Here is a 17,422-nt window from a genome sequence, read left to right as displayed (position 1 = left end):
GCCGCCGCGGCCCCCCCGCGGGGGGGGGGGGGGGGGGGGGGGGGGGTGGGGGGGGGGGGGGGGGGGGGGGGGGGGGGGGGGGGGGGGGGGGCCCCCCCCCCCGCCGCGGCGGCTCACGCCTTGTCGTCGTCCACCCAGCTCATGAGCTTGCGCAGCTCCTTGCCGGTGGTCTCCAGCAGGTGCTCGGAGTCCTGCGTCTTGTACTCGTCGTACTTCTTCAGGCCGCCGTGGTACTCGTCCATCCAGTTCTTGGCGAAGGTGCCGTCCTGGATCTCGGAGAGGACCTTCTTCATCTCGGCCTTGGTGGCGTCGGTGACGATGCGGGGGCCCGTGACGTAGTCGCCCCACTCGGCGGTCTCGGAGACCGACCAGCGCATCTTCTCCAGGCCGCCCTCGTACATCAGGTCGACGATGAGCTTCAGCTCGTGGAGGCACTCGAAGTAGGCGATCTCCGGCTGGTAGCCCGCCTCCACCAGCGTCTCGAAGCCCGCCTTGACGAGCGCGGAGGCACCGCCGCAGAGCACGGCCTGCTCGCCGAAGAGGTCCGTCTCGGTCTCCTCGGTGAAGGTCGTCTTGATGACGCCCGCACGGGTGCCGCCGATGGCCTTGGCGTAGGAGAGGGCGAGCGCGAAGGCGTTGCCGGTGGCGTCCTGCTCGACGGCGGCGATCGCCGGGACGCCGCGGCCCTCCTCGTACTGACGGCGGACCAGGTGGCCCGGGCCCTTCGGGGCGACCAGGGCGACGTCGACGCCGGCCGGGGGCTTGATGAAGCCGAAGCGGACGTTGAAGCCGTGGGCGAAGAACAGCGCGTCGCCGTCCTTGAGGTTGCCCTTGATGGAGTCCTCGTAGACCTGGGCCTGGATCGGGTCCGGGATCAGGATCATGATGACGTCGGCCTCGGCGGCGGCCTCCGCCGGGGTCACCACACGCAGGCCCTGCTCCTCGGCCTTCGCCTTGGAGGTGGAGCCCTCGTGCAGGCCGACGCGGACGTCGACACCGGAGTCGCGGAGCGACAGCGCGTGGGCGTGGCCCTGGCTGCCGTAACCGATCACCGCGACCTTGCGGCCCTGGATGATGGACAGGTCGGCGTCGTCGTCGTAGAACAGCTCGGCCACTGGGTTTCTCCTTGGGTGTTCGGTGGTGCGTCCCACCGTACGGTGGGCGGGGATGAGGGCGTCGGGGGGTCTCGCCACGCGGACTGCGCGGACTACGCCGAGCGGTCGAGGGCGCGCAGCGACCGGTCGGTGATGGACCGGGCACCACGCCCTATGGCGATCGTGCCCGACTGGACGAGCTCCTTGATTCCGAACTGCTCCAGCATCTTCAGCATCGCCTCCAGCTTGTCACTCGATCCGGTGGCCTCGATGGTCACCGCCTCGGGCGAGACGTCCACGGTCTTGGCGCGGAACAGCTGGACGATCTCGACGATCTGGGAGCGCGTCTCGTTGTCGGCGCGGACCTTCACCAGGACGAGTTCGCGCGCGATGGCGGCGCCGGGCTCCAGCTCGACGATCTTCAGCACGTTGACCAGCTTGTTGAGCTGCTTGGTCACCTGCTCCAGCGGCAGGTCCTCGACGTTGACCACGATGGTGATGCGGGAGATGTCGGGGTGCTCGGTGACGCCGACGGCGAGCGAGTCGATGTTGAAGCCGCGGCGGGAGAAGAGCGCGGCGATCCGGGCGAGGATGCCGGGGGTGTTCTCCACCAGGACGGAGAGCGTGTGCTTGGACATGTGTCTCGTACCTTTCCTGACTGCTCTCTGGCGCCTCAGTCGTCTTCGCCGTCGCCGAAGTCGGGGCGGACCCCGCGGGCGGCCATGACCTCGTCGTTGGAGGTGCCGGCGGCGACCATCGGCCAGACCTGGGCGTCCTCGTGGACGATGAAGTCGACGACGACCGGGCGGTCGTCGATGGCGTTGGCCTCGGCGATGACCTTGTCCAGGTCCTCGGGGCGCTCGCAGCGCAGGGCGACGCAGCCCATGGCCTCGGACAGCTTCACGAAGTCGGGGATGCGGGTGCCGGCGCTCGGCTGCCTGCCGTCCGCCTCCGGGCCGGAGTGCAGGACGGTGTTGGAGTAGCGCTGGTTGTAGAAGAGGGTCTGCCACTGGCGGACCATCCCGAGGGCGCCGTTGTTGATGATGGCGACCTTGATCGGGATGTTGTTGAGGGCGCAGGTGACCAGTTCCTGGTTGGTCATCTGGAAGCAGCCGTCGCCGTCGATGGCCCAGACGGTGCGGTCCGGGGCACCGGCCTTGGCGCCCATGGCCGCCGGGACGGCGTACCCCATGGTCCCGGCGCCGCCGGAGTTCAGCCAGGTGGCCGGCTCGTCGTACTGGATGAAGTGGGCGGCCCACATCTGGTGCTGTCCGACGCCCGCGGCGAAGATCGTGCCGGCCGGGGCGAGCCTGCCGATGCGCTCGATGACCTGCTGGGGGGCGAGGCTGCCGTCCTCCGGCTGGTCGTAGCCGAGCGGGTAGGTCTCGCGCCAGCGGTTCAGGTCCTTCCACCAGCCGGTGTAGTCCCCGGTGTTGCCGTCGGTGTGCTCGGCCTGGACGGCCTGGACCAGGTCGGCGATGACCTCGCGGGCGTCGCCGACGATCGGGACGTCGGCGGCGCGGTTCTTGCCGATCTCGGCCGGGTCGATGTCCGCGTGGACGATCTTGGCGAAGGGGGCGAAGCTGTCGAGCTTGCCGGTGACGCGGTCGTCGAAGCGGGCGCCGAGGGCGACGATCAGGTCGGCCTTCTGCAGGGCGGTGACGGCGGTGACCGCGCCGTGCATGCCGGGCATGCCGACGTGCAGCGGGTGCGAGTCGGGGAAGGCGCCGAGCGCCATCAGCGTGGTGGTGACGGGGGCGCCGGTCAGCTCGGCGAGGACCTTCAGCTCTGCGGTGGCGCCGGCCTTCAGGACGCCGCCGCCGACGTAGAGGACGGGCCGCTTGGCGGCGGTGATCAGCTTCGCGGCCTCGCGGATCTGCTTGGCGTGCGGCTTGGTGACCGGGCGGTAGCCGGGCAGGTCGGTCTGCGGCGGCCAGCTGAAGGTGGTCTTCGCCTGGAGGGCGTCCTTGGAGATGTCGACGAGGACGGGGCCCGGGCGGCCGGTGGAGGCGATGTGGAAGGCCTCGGCGATGGTGCGCGGGATGTCGTCGGCCTTCGTGACCAGGAAGTTGTGCTTGGTGATCGGCATGGTGATGCCGCAGATGTCGGCTTCCTGGAAGGCGTCGGTGCCGATCGCCTTGGACGAGACCTGGCCGGTGATCGCGACGAGCGGGACGGAGTCCATGTGGGCGTCGGCGATGGGGGTCACGAGGTTGGTCGCGCCCGGGCCGGAGGTGGCCATGCAGACACCGACCTTGCCGGTGGCCTGGGCGTAGCCGGTGGCGGCGTGGCCCGCGCCCTGCTCGTGGCGGACCAGGACGTGGCGGACCCGGGTGGAGTCCATCATCGGGTCGTAGGCGGGGAGGATCGCGCCGCCGGGGATGCCGAACACCGTGTCGGCCCCGACTTCCTCGAGAGAGCGGATGAGGGACTGGGCGCCCGTGACGTGTTCGACGGTGGCGGAGGGCTGTCCGCCGGAACGGGGCCGCGGCTGCGGGTGGTGGGCCCCGGTGGCCTGCTCGGTCATCGCAATCTCTTCTCGGAGCTGAGGGTGGTGGCGAGGGTTTTCAGCGGGTCTGTCGGTGTCTGTCAAGGTCTGTCGTGAGGCGCTGATGCAACAAAAAACCCCTCGTGCCATGAGGCAAGCGAGGGGAGCGCGCCGGTGTGGGTCCGCAGGGCCGTGGATCGGAACCTGCTCAGCCGACGCGCTTTCCAAGTACGAGAATTCGGGTGCGCATGGAACTGACCCTCCACCCGGCGCACCGTCAGTGTCAAGTGGGTGGGACACGCGTCTCATTATGTGAGCGCATCGACGGAAGTGCGCTGGGTGGGAGCGCGCCGCCGGTCAGCACGGGCAGGGGGATGCTGCCCGGTACGGGGAAGTCACCCCGGACCAGGGCGCGCCGCAGCCGGTGCTCGTCGAGCGGCCCGGAGAAGGCCGCGCCCTGGGCGTGCGTGCAGCCCATGGCGCGCAGCGCGTGGACCTGTTCGGGGACGTCGACGCCCTCGGCCACGGACTGGAGCCCGAGGTCGCCGGCGATCCTGAGCAGTCCACTGGTGATCTTGTGCAGCCTGGCCGACTCGACCACGCCCTCCACGAGGCCCCGGTCCAGCTTCAGTATGTCCACGGGCAGCCGGCGCAGGGCGTTGATCGCGGCGTACCCGCTGCCGAACCCGTCGAGGGCGATGCGCACGCCGAGCCTGCGGAGGGCGACGAGACGCTGTTCGAGGTCGTCGAAGGAGAGGCGCGGGTCGCTGTCGGCGAGCTCGACGATGAGCGCACCGGAGGGCAGGCCGTGCCGGGTGAGGAGGGCCTCCACGGTGGCGAGGGGCGCGGACCGGTCGAGGAGGCGGCGGGCGGGGACGCGGACCGAGACGGGCGTGCGGTGGCCGAGGCGGTGCCGCTCGGCGGCCTGTGCGACGGCCTCCTCCAGGAGCCACCGGGAGAGCTCGGCCGTGCGCTCGCCGCCGTCCTCGGTGACGCGGAGGAACTCGGCGGGGGTGAAGAGGATGCCCTGGGCGGAGCGCCAGCGGGCCTGGGCGGCGACGGCGGCGACCCGGCCGGTGGCGAGGTCGACGACGGGCTGGTGCAGGAGGGCGAACTCCCCGTCGTGCAGCGCGGTGCGCAGCCGGGCGGCCACCTCGGTCCGGCGGACGACCTCCGCCTGCATCTGCGGGGCGTACAGCTCGACGCGGTTCTTGCCGCCCGCCTTGGCGCGGTACATGGCGAGGTCGGCGTTGCGCAGGAGGTCGCCGGCGCTGATGCCGGGCTCGGCGAAGGCGACGCCGATGGACGCGGCGACCCGGACCTCGGAGCCGTCCACCTGGTACGGCTGGGAGAGGGTGAGGCGCAGCCGGTCGGCGATCTCGTGCACCTGGAACTCGCGGGCGGCCGGGTCGTGGCCGGCGTCGCCGGCGATGAGCGCGGCGAACTCGTCGCCGCCGAGCCTGGCGGCGGTGTCCCCGGCCCGCACGGACTCCTGCAGGCGGCGGGCGGCCTGGATGAGGAGTTCGTCGCCCGCCTGGTGGCCCAGGCGGTCGTTGACGCCCTTGAAGCCGTCCAGGTCGATGAAGAGCACGGCCGTGCCGGAGTCGCCGCAGCGTCGGCCGCCGAGGGCCTGCCGGACGCGGTGGGTGAAGAGCGCGCGGTTGGGCAGGTCGGTGAGCGGGTCGTGTTCGGCGTTGTGCTGCAGCTGCGCCTGGAGGCGGACCCGTTCGGTGACGTCACGGCTGTTGAAGATCAGGCCGCCCTGGTGGCGGTTGACGGTGGACTCGACGTTGAGCCAGTCGCCGGTGCCGGACCGGAAGCGGCACTCGATGCGGGTCGTGGGCTCCTGCGCGGGCGAGGCGGCCAGGAACCGCCGCACCTCGTGGACGACGCCGCCGAGGTCGTCGGGGTGGATGAGGGCGGACAGCTCCGTGCCGACCAGTTCGTCGGCGTCGCGACCGTAGACGCCGGAGGCGGCGGGGCTGACGTAGCGCAGGATCCCGCTGGGCGCGGCGATCATGATGACGTCACTGGAGCTCTGCACGAGCGAGCGGAAGTGGTTCTCCTTCTGGGCCAGCTCCTGAGTGAGGGCGATGTTGTCCAGCAACATGATCCCCTGCCGGACGACGAGGGCCAGCACGACCGTACAGCCGGTGAAGACGACGACGCGGTCCACTCGGCGGCCCTCGATGACGGAGTACAGGATGCTGAGCGTGCACACCGCCGCGGCGAGGTACGGCGTGAGCGCGGCGAGCGACCCGGCGATGGGGCGGCTGGCGTGCCGCTGCGGGCGCGGGTCGCGGTGCGGGGGTGCCGCCTCGGGCGCCCTGCGGGGCCCCCAGGGGGCGTAGGCCAGGAGCAGGGAACCCGCGAACCAGCCCGCGTCGAGCAGTTGCCCGGAGCGGTAGGTGTCGCGCAGCAGCGGCGAGGTGAACAGCGCGTCGCACAGGACCGTCAGCGCGAGTGCCGCGATGGCGGTGTGGACCGCGGAGCGGTTCTCCTTGGAGCGGCAGAAGTGCAACGCGAGCACCATGCTGACGAGCACGATGTCGAGGAGCGGGTAGGCGAGGGAGAGCGCCGTGCGGGCGACGCTCTCGCCCTCGAAGCGCGCCGTGTGCGCGAGCGCGAGGCTCCAGGAGAGCGTGAGGAGGGACCCGGCGATGAGCCACGAGTCGAGGCCGAGGCAGACCCAGCCGGCCCGGGTGACGGGGCGCTTGGCGAGGACCAGCAGGCCGACGATGGCCGGCGGCGCGAAGAGCAGGAAGAACAGGTCGGCGAGGGACGGGCTCGGGACCGGCCGGTCGAGCACCACCTCGTACCAGCCCCAGACCGCGTTGCCGCTGCCGGCCATGGCGGAGGAGAGCGCGAAGAGCAGCCAGGCCGGGCGGAAGCGGCTGGCGTGCGCGCGCGCGTAGCGGAAGCAGGAGACGGACGCGGCCAGGGCGGCGGCACTCAGCCCGAAATCGCCCATGAACAGCGCCACTTCCTCGGAGCCCCAGCCGATCAGGGCCCCGGCCGCGTACGCGGCGCACAGGAGGCCGAGGAGCAGCTGCCCCGTCGTACCGCCCGCGCCGCCCGGTCCGTCGCCGGACCCTTCGTCCCGGCCGCCTCCGCCGGTGACCGGCCGGCGCTCGATGACCACGCCGGGGGCGCTCACCGGGAGGCCCCCGTCCGGATCGTGCCGGCACGGGGGACCCGACCGCCCCGCCGCCTCGGATCGTTGCTGGCTGGTCCGCGCATCGCCCGTCGCCCCCCTCGGATTCTGAATCGGCCGTCACGTCGGCGTAGCTCGTTCCCCGGCGTCGGTTTCCGTGCTCGACGCGCCCCCGGATCGCGACGATACACCAGGTTCGTCACTCAGGGACAGGGGCCTTATACGCTGCGTAACGATCAAGATGCTTATAGACACGGAGCGCACCCGGGGCGCTCCGGAGCGTGTCCGTCCGGGTGTATGCGCCGCAGGCACACGACACGGGTACGTTCCGTCGGTGTGTGCGGGCGGAACATGCCCCGCGTACCCGCTGCCGGTACGGACCACACGGGCTTTCCGGACCTCCGCCCGAAGCGCGGGGCGTGGGGCGCGAGTGAGTGCGGGGGCGCCGCGGGGGCGGGCTAGCCGGTGGTGAGGACGACGTTGCGCAGCGGCTCCCCCGCCGTGAACCGGGTCAGCTGCTCGACCATCAGCCGCTTCGCGCGCGGCATGAACGCCGAGGTCGAGCCGCCCACGTGCGGGCTGATCAGCACGCCCGGGGCGTGCCACAGCGGGTGGCCGGCGGGCAGCGGCTCGGGGTCGGTGACGTCGAGCGCAGCGGTCAGGCGCCCGCTCGCCGTCTCCGCCAGCAGGGCCTTGGTGTCCACCACGGGCCCCCGGGCGACGTTGACCAGCAGTGCCCCGTCCTTCATCCGGGCCAGGAAGCGCGCGTCGACCAGGTGGTGGGTCTCCTCGGTCAACGGCGTGGACAGGATCACCACGTCGGCGTCCGGCAGGAGCGCGGGCAGATCGGTGAGGGCGTGTACCGGGCCGCGCTCGGTGGTGCGCGCGGAGCGTGCGACGCGCACGACCCGCGCACACTCGAAGGGCGCGAGCCGGTCGTCGATGGCCGCGCCGATCGACCCGTACCCGACGATCAGCACCGACCTGTCGGCGAGCGAAGGGTAGAAGCCGGCCCGCCACTCCTCGCGGTCCTGGCCCCGGACGAAGCCGGGGAGGTCGCGCAGCGAGGCGAGCACCAGCGCGAGGGCGAGCTCGGCCGTGCTCGCCTCGTGCACGCCCCGGGCGTTGCACAGGGCCACCCCGGGCGGCACGTCGCCGAGCCCCGGCGTCACGTGGTCCACGCCGGCCGACAGCGTCTGCACCACCCGCAGCGAGGTCATCGCCGCGAGCGGCCGCACCGCGACCTCCATGCCCTTCATGTACGGCACCACGTAGAAGGCGCAGTCCGCCGGGTCGGCCGGGAGCTCCGGGCCGCCGTCCCAGAAGCGGTAGGCCAGCCCGGTGACGGCCGGGTCCGGCAGGCCCGCGACCTCCGCGGCCGGAACGGGCAGCCACACGTCCCGGGTCGTGTCGTCCACATCGTCAGCAGTCATGCCAGGAGGCTAAGCGAAGCGGGCGGCGGGCCATTGGTTAGTTTTTGCGGGAGCGCACAGGGAGGTACGGGGAGTTGGAGCGCAGGACACTCGGGGCGACCGGGCTGGAGGTGGGGGCCGTCGGCCTCGGCTGCATGCCGATGAGCTGGGCCTACAGCGCCTCCCAGCAGCGCGGCGACCGCTCGCTCGGCGCCGTGCACGCCGCGCTCGACGCCGGGGTGACCCTGCTCGACACCGCCGACATGTACGGGCCCTTCACCAACGAGCTGCTGCTCGGCCGGGCGCTCAGGGGACGCCGGGCGGAGGCGTTCGTCGCGACGAAGTGCGGGCTGCTCGTGGGTGACGGGCACATCGTGGCCAACGGCCGGCCGTCGTACGTGCGGCGGGCCTGCGACGCGTCGCTGCGGCGGCTGCAGACGGACGTGATCGACCTGTACCAGCTGCACCGGGCCGACCCGGAGGTGCCGGTGGAGGAGACCTGGGGCGCCATGGCGGAGCTGGTGACCGCGGGGAAGGTACGGGCGCTCGGGTGGTGTGCGGTCGGCGTGCGCCGCTCCCGGCGCGGCGCGTCGGACCTGTACGACGGAACGATCCGCCAACTGGAGCGCGTCCAGCAGGAGTTCCCGGTCAGCGCCGTGCAGGCGGAGCTGTCGGTGTGGGCGCCGGAGGCGCTCGCCCGGCTGCTGCCGTGGTGCGCGGCGCGGGGCGTGGGGTTCCTGGCGGCGATGCCGCTCGGCAACGGCTTCCTGACCGGGACGCTCACCCCGGGCGGCGGGTTCGAGCCGGAGGACCTGCGGGCGCGCCACCCGCGCTTCACCGCCGAGATGATGGCGGCCAACCAGCCGCTGGTCGCGGGGTTGCGGCGGGTGGCCGAGCGGCACGGCGGGGAGGCGGCCGGGACGACGCCGGCGCAGGTCGCGCTCGCCTGGACGCTGGCACAGGGGCGGCACGTCGTCCCGGTGCCGGGCACGAAGCGTGGGCGCTGGGCGGTGGAGAACGCCCGGGCGGCCCGGCTGGCGCTGACGGCGCGGGACCTGGCGGAGATCGCCGCCCTGCCCCCGGCACGCGGCTCCTGGGACTGAGGCGGAGGACCGGGGCCGGCCCGGCGCCGGGAGCACACGGCGGACGCCGGACCCGGGCTGCGTGGGGAGGCAGGGGCGGAGGACGGAGCCGGGCGGACGCCGGACCGGGCTGCGTGGGGGCCAGGGCGGAGGACCGGGGCCGGGGAGCGCCGGGAGGCTGGGAGGACGCCGGGCCAGGCGCCGGGACACGCCCTAGGGTAGGCGGCGACGAGCTCCACTCCGCCCCGGGGAAGGAACCAAGAACCGTGCGACGTCCCGCTGTGACGGCCGTTTCGGCCACAGCCGCGCTGCTGCTGGCGACCGGATGCTCGGGCGGAGGGAGCGGCCCGGCGGGTCCCGCGAGCGCCCCGCCGCCCCGTACCGCCGCGTCCGCGTCGGCCTCCCCGTCGGCCCCGGCGTCGCCCTCGCCCTCCGCCCCGCCCGCCAAGGGGTCGGTGCGGGTGGTGTCCACGGTGGCCCAGGGGCTGAAGTCACCGTGGGGGTTGGCCGCGCTGCCCGGTGGGGACCTGCTGGTCTCCTCGCGCGACGGGGGCACCATCACGCGCGTGGACGCCGAGAGCGGCAAGCTGACCGTGCTCGGCGAGGTGCCGGGCGTGGCCCCCGGCGGGGAGGGCGGCCTGCTGGGACTGGCGCTCTCCCCCACGTACGCCGAGGACCACCTCGTCTACGCCTACTTCACCACCGAGTCCGACAACCGCGTGGCGCGCCTGCTGTACGACGAGACGGCGCCCCCCGGGCAGCAGTTGGGGGCGCCCGACACGGTCCTGCGGAACATCCCGAAGGGCGTCGTCCACAACGGCGGCAGGATCGCGTTCGGCCCGGACGGGATGCTGTACGTGGGCACCGGGGACAGCGGCGACACCGGGCTGGCGCAGGACAAGGCGTCGCTGGGCGGCAAGATCCTGCGGATGACCCCGGACGGGCAGCCCGTGCACGGCAATCCGGAGGCGGACTCGGTCGTCTACTCGTACGGCCACCGCAACGTGCAGGGCCTCGCCTGGGACGCGCAGAAGCGGCTGTGGGCGGCCGAGTTCGGCCAGAACACGTACGACGAGCTGAACCTCGTCCGGCCGGGCGGCAACCACGGCTGGCCCGAGACGGAGGGCAAGGGCGGTGGGGGCGCGTTCGTCGACCCGGCGGTCCAGTGGCCCGTGGCCGACGCGTCGCCGAGCGGCATCGCCGTCGCGCGGGGCTCGGTGTGGATGGCCGCGCTGCGCGGCGAGCGGCTGTGGCGGGTCCCGCTGGCGGGCGGGGAACCCTCGGCGGCCCCCCAGGCGTTCCTGAAGGGGACGTACGGCCGGCTGCGCACGGTGCTGGCCGCGGGCGGCGACCGGCTGTGGCTGGTCACGAGCGAGACCGACACCCGTGGCACGCCCGAGGCCGGCGACGACAGGATCCTCCTGCTGGAGGTCAGGTGAGAGGCGGCTGCCCGTGTTCGGCAACGCGATGGACGAGCTCTTCGCGCCGGGGCGCAAGCACACCGACGAGGAGGCGCGGCGCCTGGTCCTCAGCCGCGTCGACGTCGGCGACAGCGACCCGGGGAGCGGGCCGATAGACCTCGCCTCCGGCAAGGTGACGGTACGACCGGCGGGGCCGGCGCGGACCCCGGGCGGCTCCTGACCCGACCGCCCGGCGGGCGGGGCGCCGCGCGGCGCGACCGGGGGCCGCCCGCCGAGGACCGGCGCCGGGTGGCGGGACCGGGACCCGGCGGAGCGCCCCGTGGCGGGACCCGGCGGGCACGGCCGACGCCGTGGGGGCGGCCGGGGCCGACGGCGGACCCGTCGGCGTGCGACCCGAGGAGCCGCCGTCGCGGAGGGCTACGGTACGAGCTCCCCGTCCCCGCTGGTGCGCCTCCCGGGGATCTTCACACGCGCCGGGCCGGGCACCTCGGGGGGCTCGGGGGGTTCGATGCTGATCCGGGGCAGCACCCGGTCCAGGGAGCGGGGCAGCCACCAGTTGGCACCGCCGAGCAGGTGCATCAGCGCGGGCACCAGTAGCGTCCGCAGGACGAACGCGTCGAGCGCGACCGCCGCGGCGAGGCCGATGCCGAACATCGCGATGACCCGGTCCCCGGAGAGGACGAACGCCAGGAAGACGGCGATCATGATGACCGCGGCGGAATTGATCACCCGGCTGGTCTCGGCGAGACCGACGCGGACGGCCCGCCGGTTGTCCCGGGTCTCCAGCCACTCCTCGTACATGCGGCTCACCAGGAACACCTGGTAGTCCATGGACAGCCCGAAGAGCACCGACACGGCGATCACCGGCAGGAAGGGTTCGATGGGACCCGCCCGTCCCAGGCCGAGCAGTTCGCTGCCCCACCCCCACTGGAAGACGGCGACGACGACGCCGAACGCGGAGGCGACGGCGGCGACGTTCATCACGGCGGCCTTCAGCGGGATGCCGACGGACCGGAAGGCGAGCAGGAGCAGCAGGCAGCCGAGGGCGATGACGACGCCGACGAAGAGCGGCAGCTTGCCGATGATGACCCGGGCGAAGTCGTCGTACACCGCGGTGACGCCGCCGACGTGGACGTCGAGGGAGCTGCCCGCCTCGGCGGCGGGCAGGACCTCCTGGCGGAGCCGGTCGACCAGGTCGCTGGTCTCCTGCGACTGGGGCGCTGACTCCGGGACGACGGTGACCACCGCGGCGTTGCCGCTGCCGCTGTACGTGACGGGGCCGACGGACTCGACGCCGGGCGTGGCGGGCAGCCGGGCCGCGAGCCGGTTCATGGCGATGCGGTCGCCGGCGCCCTCCAGCTCGGCGACGAGGGTGAGGGGCCCGTTGACGCCGGGGCCGAAGCCGCCGCCGTCCGGGCCGCCGGCGAGCAGGTCGTACGCCTGCCGGGTGGTGGCCGACGCGGGGTCGTTGCCCTGGTCGGAGGTGCCCAGGCGGAGCGAGAGCGTGGGCAGCGCCAGGACGAGCATCACGACGGCGGCGACGGCGCCGAGCTTCTTCGGGTGGCGCTCGACGAACGCGGACCAGCGGGCGGCGAACCCGGTGGGGGGCTCGGGCTGCGGGCCGTGCTCGGCGAGGCGGCGGCGCTCGCGGCGGGAGAGCGCGCGCATGCCGATGAGGGAGAGCAGGGCGGGCAGCAGCGTCACGGAGGCGACGACGGTGAGGACCACCGTCAGGGACGCCGCTATGGCGACGCCGTTGAGGAAGCCGAGCCGCAGCGTGAGCATGCCGAGCAGGGCGATGCAGACGGTCGCGCCGGCGAAGACGACGGCCCGGCCGGTGGTGGCGACGGCGCTCCCGGCGGCCTCGGCGACGCCGAGGCCGCGCTTGAGGCCCTTGCGGTGCCGCGTGACGATGAACAGGGCGTAGTCGATGCCGACGCCGAGCCCGATGAGCATGCCGAGCATCGGGGCGAAGTCCGCGACCGTCATGACGTGGCCCAGGAGGGCGATGCCGGAGGCGGCGGTGCCGACGCTCACCAGGGCCGTGGCGATCGGCAGGAGGCTGGCCGCGAGGGAGCCGAAGGCGAGGAAGAGCACGACCGCGGCGACGGCGACGCCCACGATCTCGGCGGTGTGCCCGCCGCCGCCCCCGGTCAGGGCGGCCACGCTCCCGCCGACCTCGACCCGGACGCCGTCGCCGGCCGCCTGGCGGGCGGTGTCGACGAGGGCGTCGGCCCTCGCCGCGTCGATGTCCTCGACGCGCTGGTCGAAGGTGACGGTGGCGTAGGCGGTCCGGCGGTCCTCGCTGATCCCGCCGTGGGGCGTGCCGGAGTCCCGCGTCGCCGCCGCGGCCCCGGTCCCGGTTCCGGTCGCTGTCGCGGTCCCGGTCGCTGTCGCGGTCCCGGTTCCGGTCGCTGTCGCGATTCCGGTCGCTCCCGCCGTCGCCGTCCCCGTGCCGGTCGCCGCCCCGGTCCCCGTCGGCGTCCCCGCCCCGGTCGTGGTGCGCGTCGTCTGCTGCCCGGCCGACCGCGCCTGCGGTGTGCCGTCCGCGACCTCGGAAAGCCCGGCGGGGCCGTACGGGGAGGTGACGGCCGCGACGCCCGGCAGGGCGGCGACCGCGTCGAGCATGGGGGCGATCCGCTGGACGACCGCCGGTGCGCGCACGTCGCCGCGGTCGGTGTGCCAGACGACGGTGGCGCTGTCGCCGCCGCTGCCCGGGAACGCCTCGCGGAGCACGGCCGTCGCGCGGCCCGACTCGGTGCCCGGGGCCTCGTACTCGTTCGAGTACGCGGTGCCGGCGACGCCCGTGGCCGCCGCGGCGCCGCCGAACGCGACGAGCCAGAGCAGGACGACGACGAGTCGGTGGCGCACGCACCACCGGGCGATGGCTGCCAAAAGGTTCGCTCCCTGAGGTTCGTGGTCCTTCGCCGGGAACCTCCCGGGGGAACACTTGGCCCTGTGCGAGCCAACTCTGACAGCGATAAATGATCGTTTGCCCCTTTCGTGGGCTTCGTCACAGCTCCGACTGGAGGACGCGGCGGCACCGGTCACGGCGGCGGGCCGCGGACCCACCCGGGGAACACGGAGGGCGGCGCACCGTCACCGGTGCACCGCCCTCCGCGCGTCGCCGGCGCCGTCACGACGGCGCCGCGTGATCAGCCCTCGCTGACGCCCAACTGCTCCAGGATCAGCTCCCGGACGCGGGCGGCGTCGGCCTGGCCGCGCGTGGCCTTCATGACCGCGCCGACCAGCGCGCCGGCCGCCGCGACCTTGCCGCCGCGGATCTTGTCGGCGATGGCGGCGTTCCCGGCGATGGCCTCCGCGACGGCCGAGGTCAGGGCGCCCTCGTCGGAGACGACCTTCAGGCCGCGCTTCTCGACCACCGTGTCCGGGTCGCCCTCGCCCGCGAGCACGCCCTCGATGACCTGGCGGGCCAGCTTGTCGTTGAGGTCGCCGGACGAGACGAGCGCGGTGACCCGGGCGACCTGCGCCGGGGTGATCGCCAGCTCCTCCAGGGCCGTGCCGGACTCGTTGGCCTGCCGGGACAGCTCGCCCATCCACCACTTGCGGGCCTGGTCGGCCGGGGCGCCGGCGTCGATCGTGGCGATGATCAGGTCGAGCGCGCCGGCGTTGAGGATGGCCTGCATGTCCAGCTCCGAGACGCCCCACTCCTCGCGCAGCCGGTTGCGGCGCACGCGCGGCAGCTCGGGCAGCCCGGCGCGGATCTCCTCCACCCACGCGCGGGACGGCGCGACCGGGACGAGGTCGGGCTCCGGGAAGTACCGGTAGTCCTCCGCCTCCTCCTTCACGCGGCCGGAGGTGGTGGAGCCGTCGTCCTCGTGGAAGTGGCGGGTCTCCTGCACGATGGTGCCGCCGCCGGAGAGGACCGCGGCGTGCCGCCGCACCTCGTAGCGGACGGCCCGCTCGACGGAGCGCAGCGAGTTGACGTTCTTCGTCTCGCTGCGGGTGCCGAACTTCTCCGTGCCGATGGGGCGCAGCGACAGGTTGACGTCGCAGCGCATCTGGCCCATCTCCATCCGCGCCTCGGACACGCCGAGGGCGCGGATCAGGGAGCGCAGCTCCGCGACGTACGCCTTGGCGACCTCCGGGGCGCGGTCACCGGCGCCGACGATCGGCTTGGTGACGATCTCGATGAGCGGGATGCCCGCGCGGTTGTAGTCGAGGAGGGAGTGCGAGGCGCCGTGGATGCGGCCGGTGGCACCGCCGACGTGCGTCGACTTGCCGGTGTCCTCCTCCATGTGCGCGCGCTCGATCTCGACGCGGAAGACCTCGCCGTCCTCCAGCTGGACGTCCAGGTAGCCGTCGAAGGCGATGGGCTCGTCGTACTGGGAGGTCTGGAAGTTCTTCGGCATGTCCGGATAGAAGTAGTTCTTCCGGGCGAAGCGGCACCACTCGGCGATCTCGCAGTGGAGGGCGAGACCGATCTTGATGGCGGACTCGACGCCGGTGGCGTTGACCACGGGCAGCGCGCCGGGCATGCCGAGGCAGACCGGGCAGGTCTGGCTGTTCGGCTCGGCGCCCAGCTCGGTGGAGCAGCCGCAGAACATCTTGGTGCGGGTGCCGAGCTCGACGTGCACCTCGAGCCCCATCACGGGGTCGTAGGTGGCGAGGGCGTCCTCGTAGGACACCAGGTCAGTCGTGGCGATCACGGTGGAACTATCCCTCTCAGCCGAACAGGACGTCGTCGTCGCCGATGCGCTTCAGCTCGCGCACCAGGATGGCGAGGCCCGTCGCGATGGCGGCGGCGGACACGACGGCGTCCAGCAGCATCAGCGTGTCGCTCTCGGTGCGCGCGTGGCGCAACTGCTTCACCACGCTGACGGCGCCGAACGCGGTGGTGCCGATGGACAGGTACGTGCCGGTCCGGGACTTCCTGAAGCCCTTGGCCTTGCTCAGTGCGCTCACAGCGTCTCTCCGTTCGCTCGTGCGTCGCTCACAGTGCCGGAGCCTCCTCCAGCAGCGGGTGGCCCCAGCGCGCCGTGAAGGCGGCCTCGACCGCGGCGCCCACCGTGTACAGGCGGTCGTCCTTCATGGCCGGGGCGATGATCTGGAGGCCGACCGGCAGGCCGTCCTCCGGCGCCAGGCCGCACGGCAGCGACATGGCGGCGTTGCCCGCGAGGTTGGTCGGGATGGTGCACAGGTCGGCCAGGTACATCGCCATCGGGTCGTCGGCGCGCTCGCCGATCGGGAAGGCGGTGGTCGGCGTCGTCGGGGAGACGATCACGTCGACCTGCTCGAAGGCGCGCTCGAAGTCGCGCGTGATGAGCGTGCGGACCTTCTGCGCGGAGCCGTAGTACGCGTCGTAGTAGCCGGAGCTGAGCGCGTACGTGCCGAGCATGATGCGGCGCTTGACCTCGTCGCCGAAGCCGGCCTCGCGGGTGAGGGAGGTGACCTCCTCCGCCGAGCGGGTGCCGTCGTCGCCGGTCCGCAGGCCGTAGCGCAGGCCGTCGAAGCGGGCCAGGTTGGACGAGCACTCCGACGGTGCGATCAGGTAGTACGCGGAGAGCGCCAGGTCGAAGGAGGGGCAGTCCAGCTCGACGACCTCGGCGCCCAGCTCCTTCAGCAGCTCGACGGACTCGTCGAACCGCTGCAGGACGCCGGCCTGGTAGCCCTCGCCGCGGAACTGCTTGACGACGCCGACGCGCATGCCGCTGACGCTGCCGTTCCGCGCGGCCTCGACGACGGGCGGGACGGGGGCGTCGATGGACGTGGAGTCCATCGGGTCGTGCCCGGCGATCACCTCGTGCAGCAGGGCCGCGTCGAGGACGGTACGGGCGCAGGGGCCGCCCTGGTCCAGGGAGGACGAGAACGCGACCATGCCGTAGCGGGACACCGCGCCGTACGTCGGCTTGACGCCGACCGTGCCGGTGACGGCGGCGGGCTGGCGGATGGAGCCGCCCGTGTCCGTGCCGATGGCGAGCGGCGCCTCGTACGAGGCGAGCGCCGCGGAGGAACCGCCGCCGGAGCCGCCGGGGATCCGGGTGAGGTCCCAGGGGTTGCCGGTCGGGCCGTAGGCGCTGTTCTCGGTGGAGGAGCCCATGGCGAACTCGTCCATGTTGGTCTTGCCGAGGATGACGACGTCGGCGGCGCGCAGCCGGCCGACGAGGGTCGCGTCGTACGGCGGGAGCCAGCCCTCCAGGATCCGGGAGCCGACGGTGGTCGGCATGTCCCGGGTGGTGAAGATGTCCTTGAGGGCGAGCGGCACGCCGGCGAGCGGGCCGAGCGCCTCGCCGCGCTCGCGCTTCTCGTCCACGGCGCGCGCCTGGGCGAGCGCGCCCTCGCGGTCGACGTGGAGGAAGGCGTGGACCTTCTCGTCCACCGCCTCGATGCGCGCGAGGTGGGCCTCGGTGACCTCGACGGCGGTGAGCTCGCCGGAGGCGATCCTCGCCGCGAGCTCGGCGGCCGTCAGCTTCGTGATGGTGCTGTCCGTCATGTCGGTCAGTCCTCCCCGAGGATCTGCGGCACCTTGAAACGCTGCTGCTCCTGCGCGGGGGCTCCGGAGAGCGCCTGCTCGGGGCTGAGCGACGGACGGACCTCGTCCGCGCGCATGACGTTCGTCAGCGGCAGCGGGTGGGAGGTCGGCGGGACGTCTTGGTCGGCGACCTCGGAAACGCGGGCGACCGCGCCGATGATGTCGTCGAGCTGGGTGGCGAAGTGGTCGACCTCTTCGCCCTTCAGCTCCAGACGCGCCAGCCGGGCGAGGTGGGCGACCTCCTCGCGCGTGATGCCAGGCATGCAGCGATCCTCAGG

The 17,422-nt window shown here is 73.3% G+C and carries 13 protein-coding genes; 3 read left to right on the top strand and 10 right to left on the bottom strand.

Going from position 1 to position 17,422, the window contains the following annotated elements; translation table 11 throughout:
* Positions 1-113 precede the first annotated feature (113 nt).
* The 5 genes from ilvC to ACF053_RS13910 all read right to left on the bottom strand — a co-directional run bounded on the left by ilvC (position 114) and on the right by ACF053_RS13910 (position 8,169).
* Positions 114-1,115, bottom strand: coding sequence for a ketol-acid reductoisomerase (gene ilvC, locus ACF053_RS13930; RefSeq protein ID WP_058945527.1), 1,002 nt, complete (start codon positions 1,113-1,115; stop codon positions 114-116).
* 92 nt (positions 1,116-1,207) lie between these two features.
* Entirely contained in the window at positions 1,208-1,732 is a 525-nt protein-coding gene (gene ilvN / locus ACF053_RS13925) for an acetolactate synthase small subunit (RefSeq protein ID WP_228983860.1), read from the bottom strand.
* A 35-nt stretch (positions 1,733-1,767) separates the two neighbouring features.
* A complete protein-coding gene (locus tag ACF053_RS13920; RefSeq protein ID WP_391954068.1) occupies positions 1,768-3,621 on the bottom strand; it encodes an acetolactate synthase large subunit in 1,854 nt (617 codons plus the stop codon).
* 244 nt (positions 3,622-3,865) lie between these two features.
* Positions 3,866-6,739: a putative bifunctional diguanylate cyclase/phosphodiesterase gene (locus tag ACF053_RS13915; RefSeq protein WP_391954067.1), complete on the bottom strand. Its 2,874-nt coding sequence runs from the start codon at positions 6,737-6,739 to the stop codon at positions 3,866-3,868.
* Between the two features lie 455 nt (positions 6,740-7,194).
* The gene (locus tag ACF053_RS13910) at positions 7,195-8,169 is read right to left on the bottom strand and encodes a 2-hydroxyacid dehydrogenase (protein WP_391954066.1); all 975 of its coding nucleotides are present in this window, start codon (positions 8,167-8,169) and stop codon (positions 7,195-7,197) included.
* 74 nt (positions 8,170-8,243) lie between these two features.
* On the opposite strand from ACF053_RS13910, the gene ACF053_RS13905 reads away from it, so the two are divergent.
* From ACF053_RS13905 to ACF053_RS13895, 3 genes are all read left to right on the top strand, one after another.
* On the top strand, positions 8,244-9,251 hold the full coding sequence (locus ACF053_RS13905) for an aldo/keto reductase (protein WP_391954065.1): 1,008 nt from the start codon (positions 8,244-8,246) through the stop codon (positions 9,249-9,251).
* Positions 9,252-9,511: 260 nt separating this feature from the next.
* A complete protein-coding gene (locus tag ACF053_RS13900; protein WP_391954112.1) occupies positions 9,512-10,669 on the top strand; it encodes a PQQ-dependent sugar dehydrogenase in 1,158 nt (385 codons plus the stop codon).
* A gap of 28 nt (positions 10,670-10,697) precedes the next feature.
* Complete coding sequence (locus tag ACF053_RS13895) at positions 10,698-10,871, top strand: DUF6191 domain-containing protein (protein WP_391954111.1); 174 nt, start codon at positions 10,698-10,700, stop codon at positions 10,869-10,871.
* A 197-nt stretch (positions 10,872-11,068) separates the two neighbouring features.
* Here ACF053_RS13895 and ACF053_RS13890 read toward each other — a convergent pair whose 3' ends face one another.
* From ACF053_RS13890 to gatC, 5 genes are all read right to left on the bottom strand, one after another.
* Positions 11,069-13,498 (bottom strand): MMPL family transporter, encoded by a 2,430-nt coding sequence (locus ACF053_RS13890; protein ID WP_449336536.1) that lies wholly within the window; start codon positions 13,496-13,498, stop codon positions 11,069-11,071.
* Positions 13,499-13,806: 308 nt separating this feature from the next.
* Positions 13,807-15,321: an Asp-tRNA(Asn)/Glu-tRNA(Gln) amidotransferase subunit GatB gene (gene gatB / locus ACF053_RS13885; RefSeq protein WP_107115113.1), complete on the bottom strand. Its 1,515-nt coding sequence runs from the start codon at positions 15,319-15,321 to the stop codon at positions 13,807-13,809.
* Between the two features lie 16 nt (positions 15,322-15,337).
* The gene (locus ACF053_RS13880; RefSeq protein ID WP_391954063.1) at positions 15,338-15,577 is read right to left on the bottom strand and encodes a hypothetical protein; all 240 of its coding nucleotides are present in this window, start codon (positions 15,575-15,577) and stop codon (positions 15,338-15,340) included.
* A 28-nt stretch (positions 15,578-15,605) separates the two neighbouring features.
* Positions 15,606-17,105 carry an Asp-tRNA(Asn)/Glu-tRNA(Gln) amidotransferase subunit GatA gene (gene gatA / locus ACF053_RS13875; RefSeq protein WP_391954062.1) on the bottom strand — a complete coding sequence of 500 codons (1,500 nt, stop codon included), beginning with the start codon at positions 17,103-17,105 and terminating at the stop codon, positions 15,606-15,608.
* Between the two features lie 5 nt (positions 17,106-17,110).
* Positions 17,111-17,407 carry an Asp-tRNA(Asn)/Glu-tRNA(Gln) amidotransferase subunit GatC gene (gatC, locus tag ACF053_RS13870; protein WP_391954061.1) on the bottom strand — a complete coding sequence of 99 codons (297 nt, stop codon included), beginning with the start codon at positions 17,405-17,407 and terminating at the stop codon, positions 17,111-17,113.
* Between the last annotated feature and the right edge of the window lie 15 nt (positions 17,408-17,422).

The organism is Streptomyces kanasensis, assembly GCF_043077165.1.
GTDB lineage: Bacteria > Actinomycetota > Actinomycetes > Streptomycetales > Streptomycetaceae > Streptomyces > Streptomyces changanensis.
Note: the sequence above shows the minus strand (reverse complement) of the source record. Positions and strands in the feature narration are given on the sequence as shown.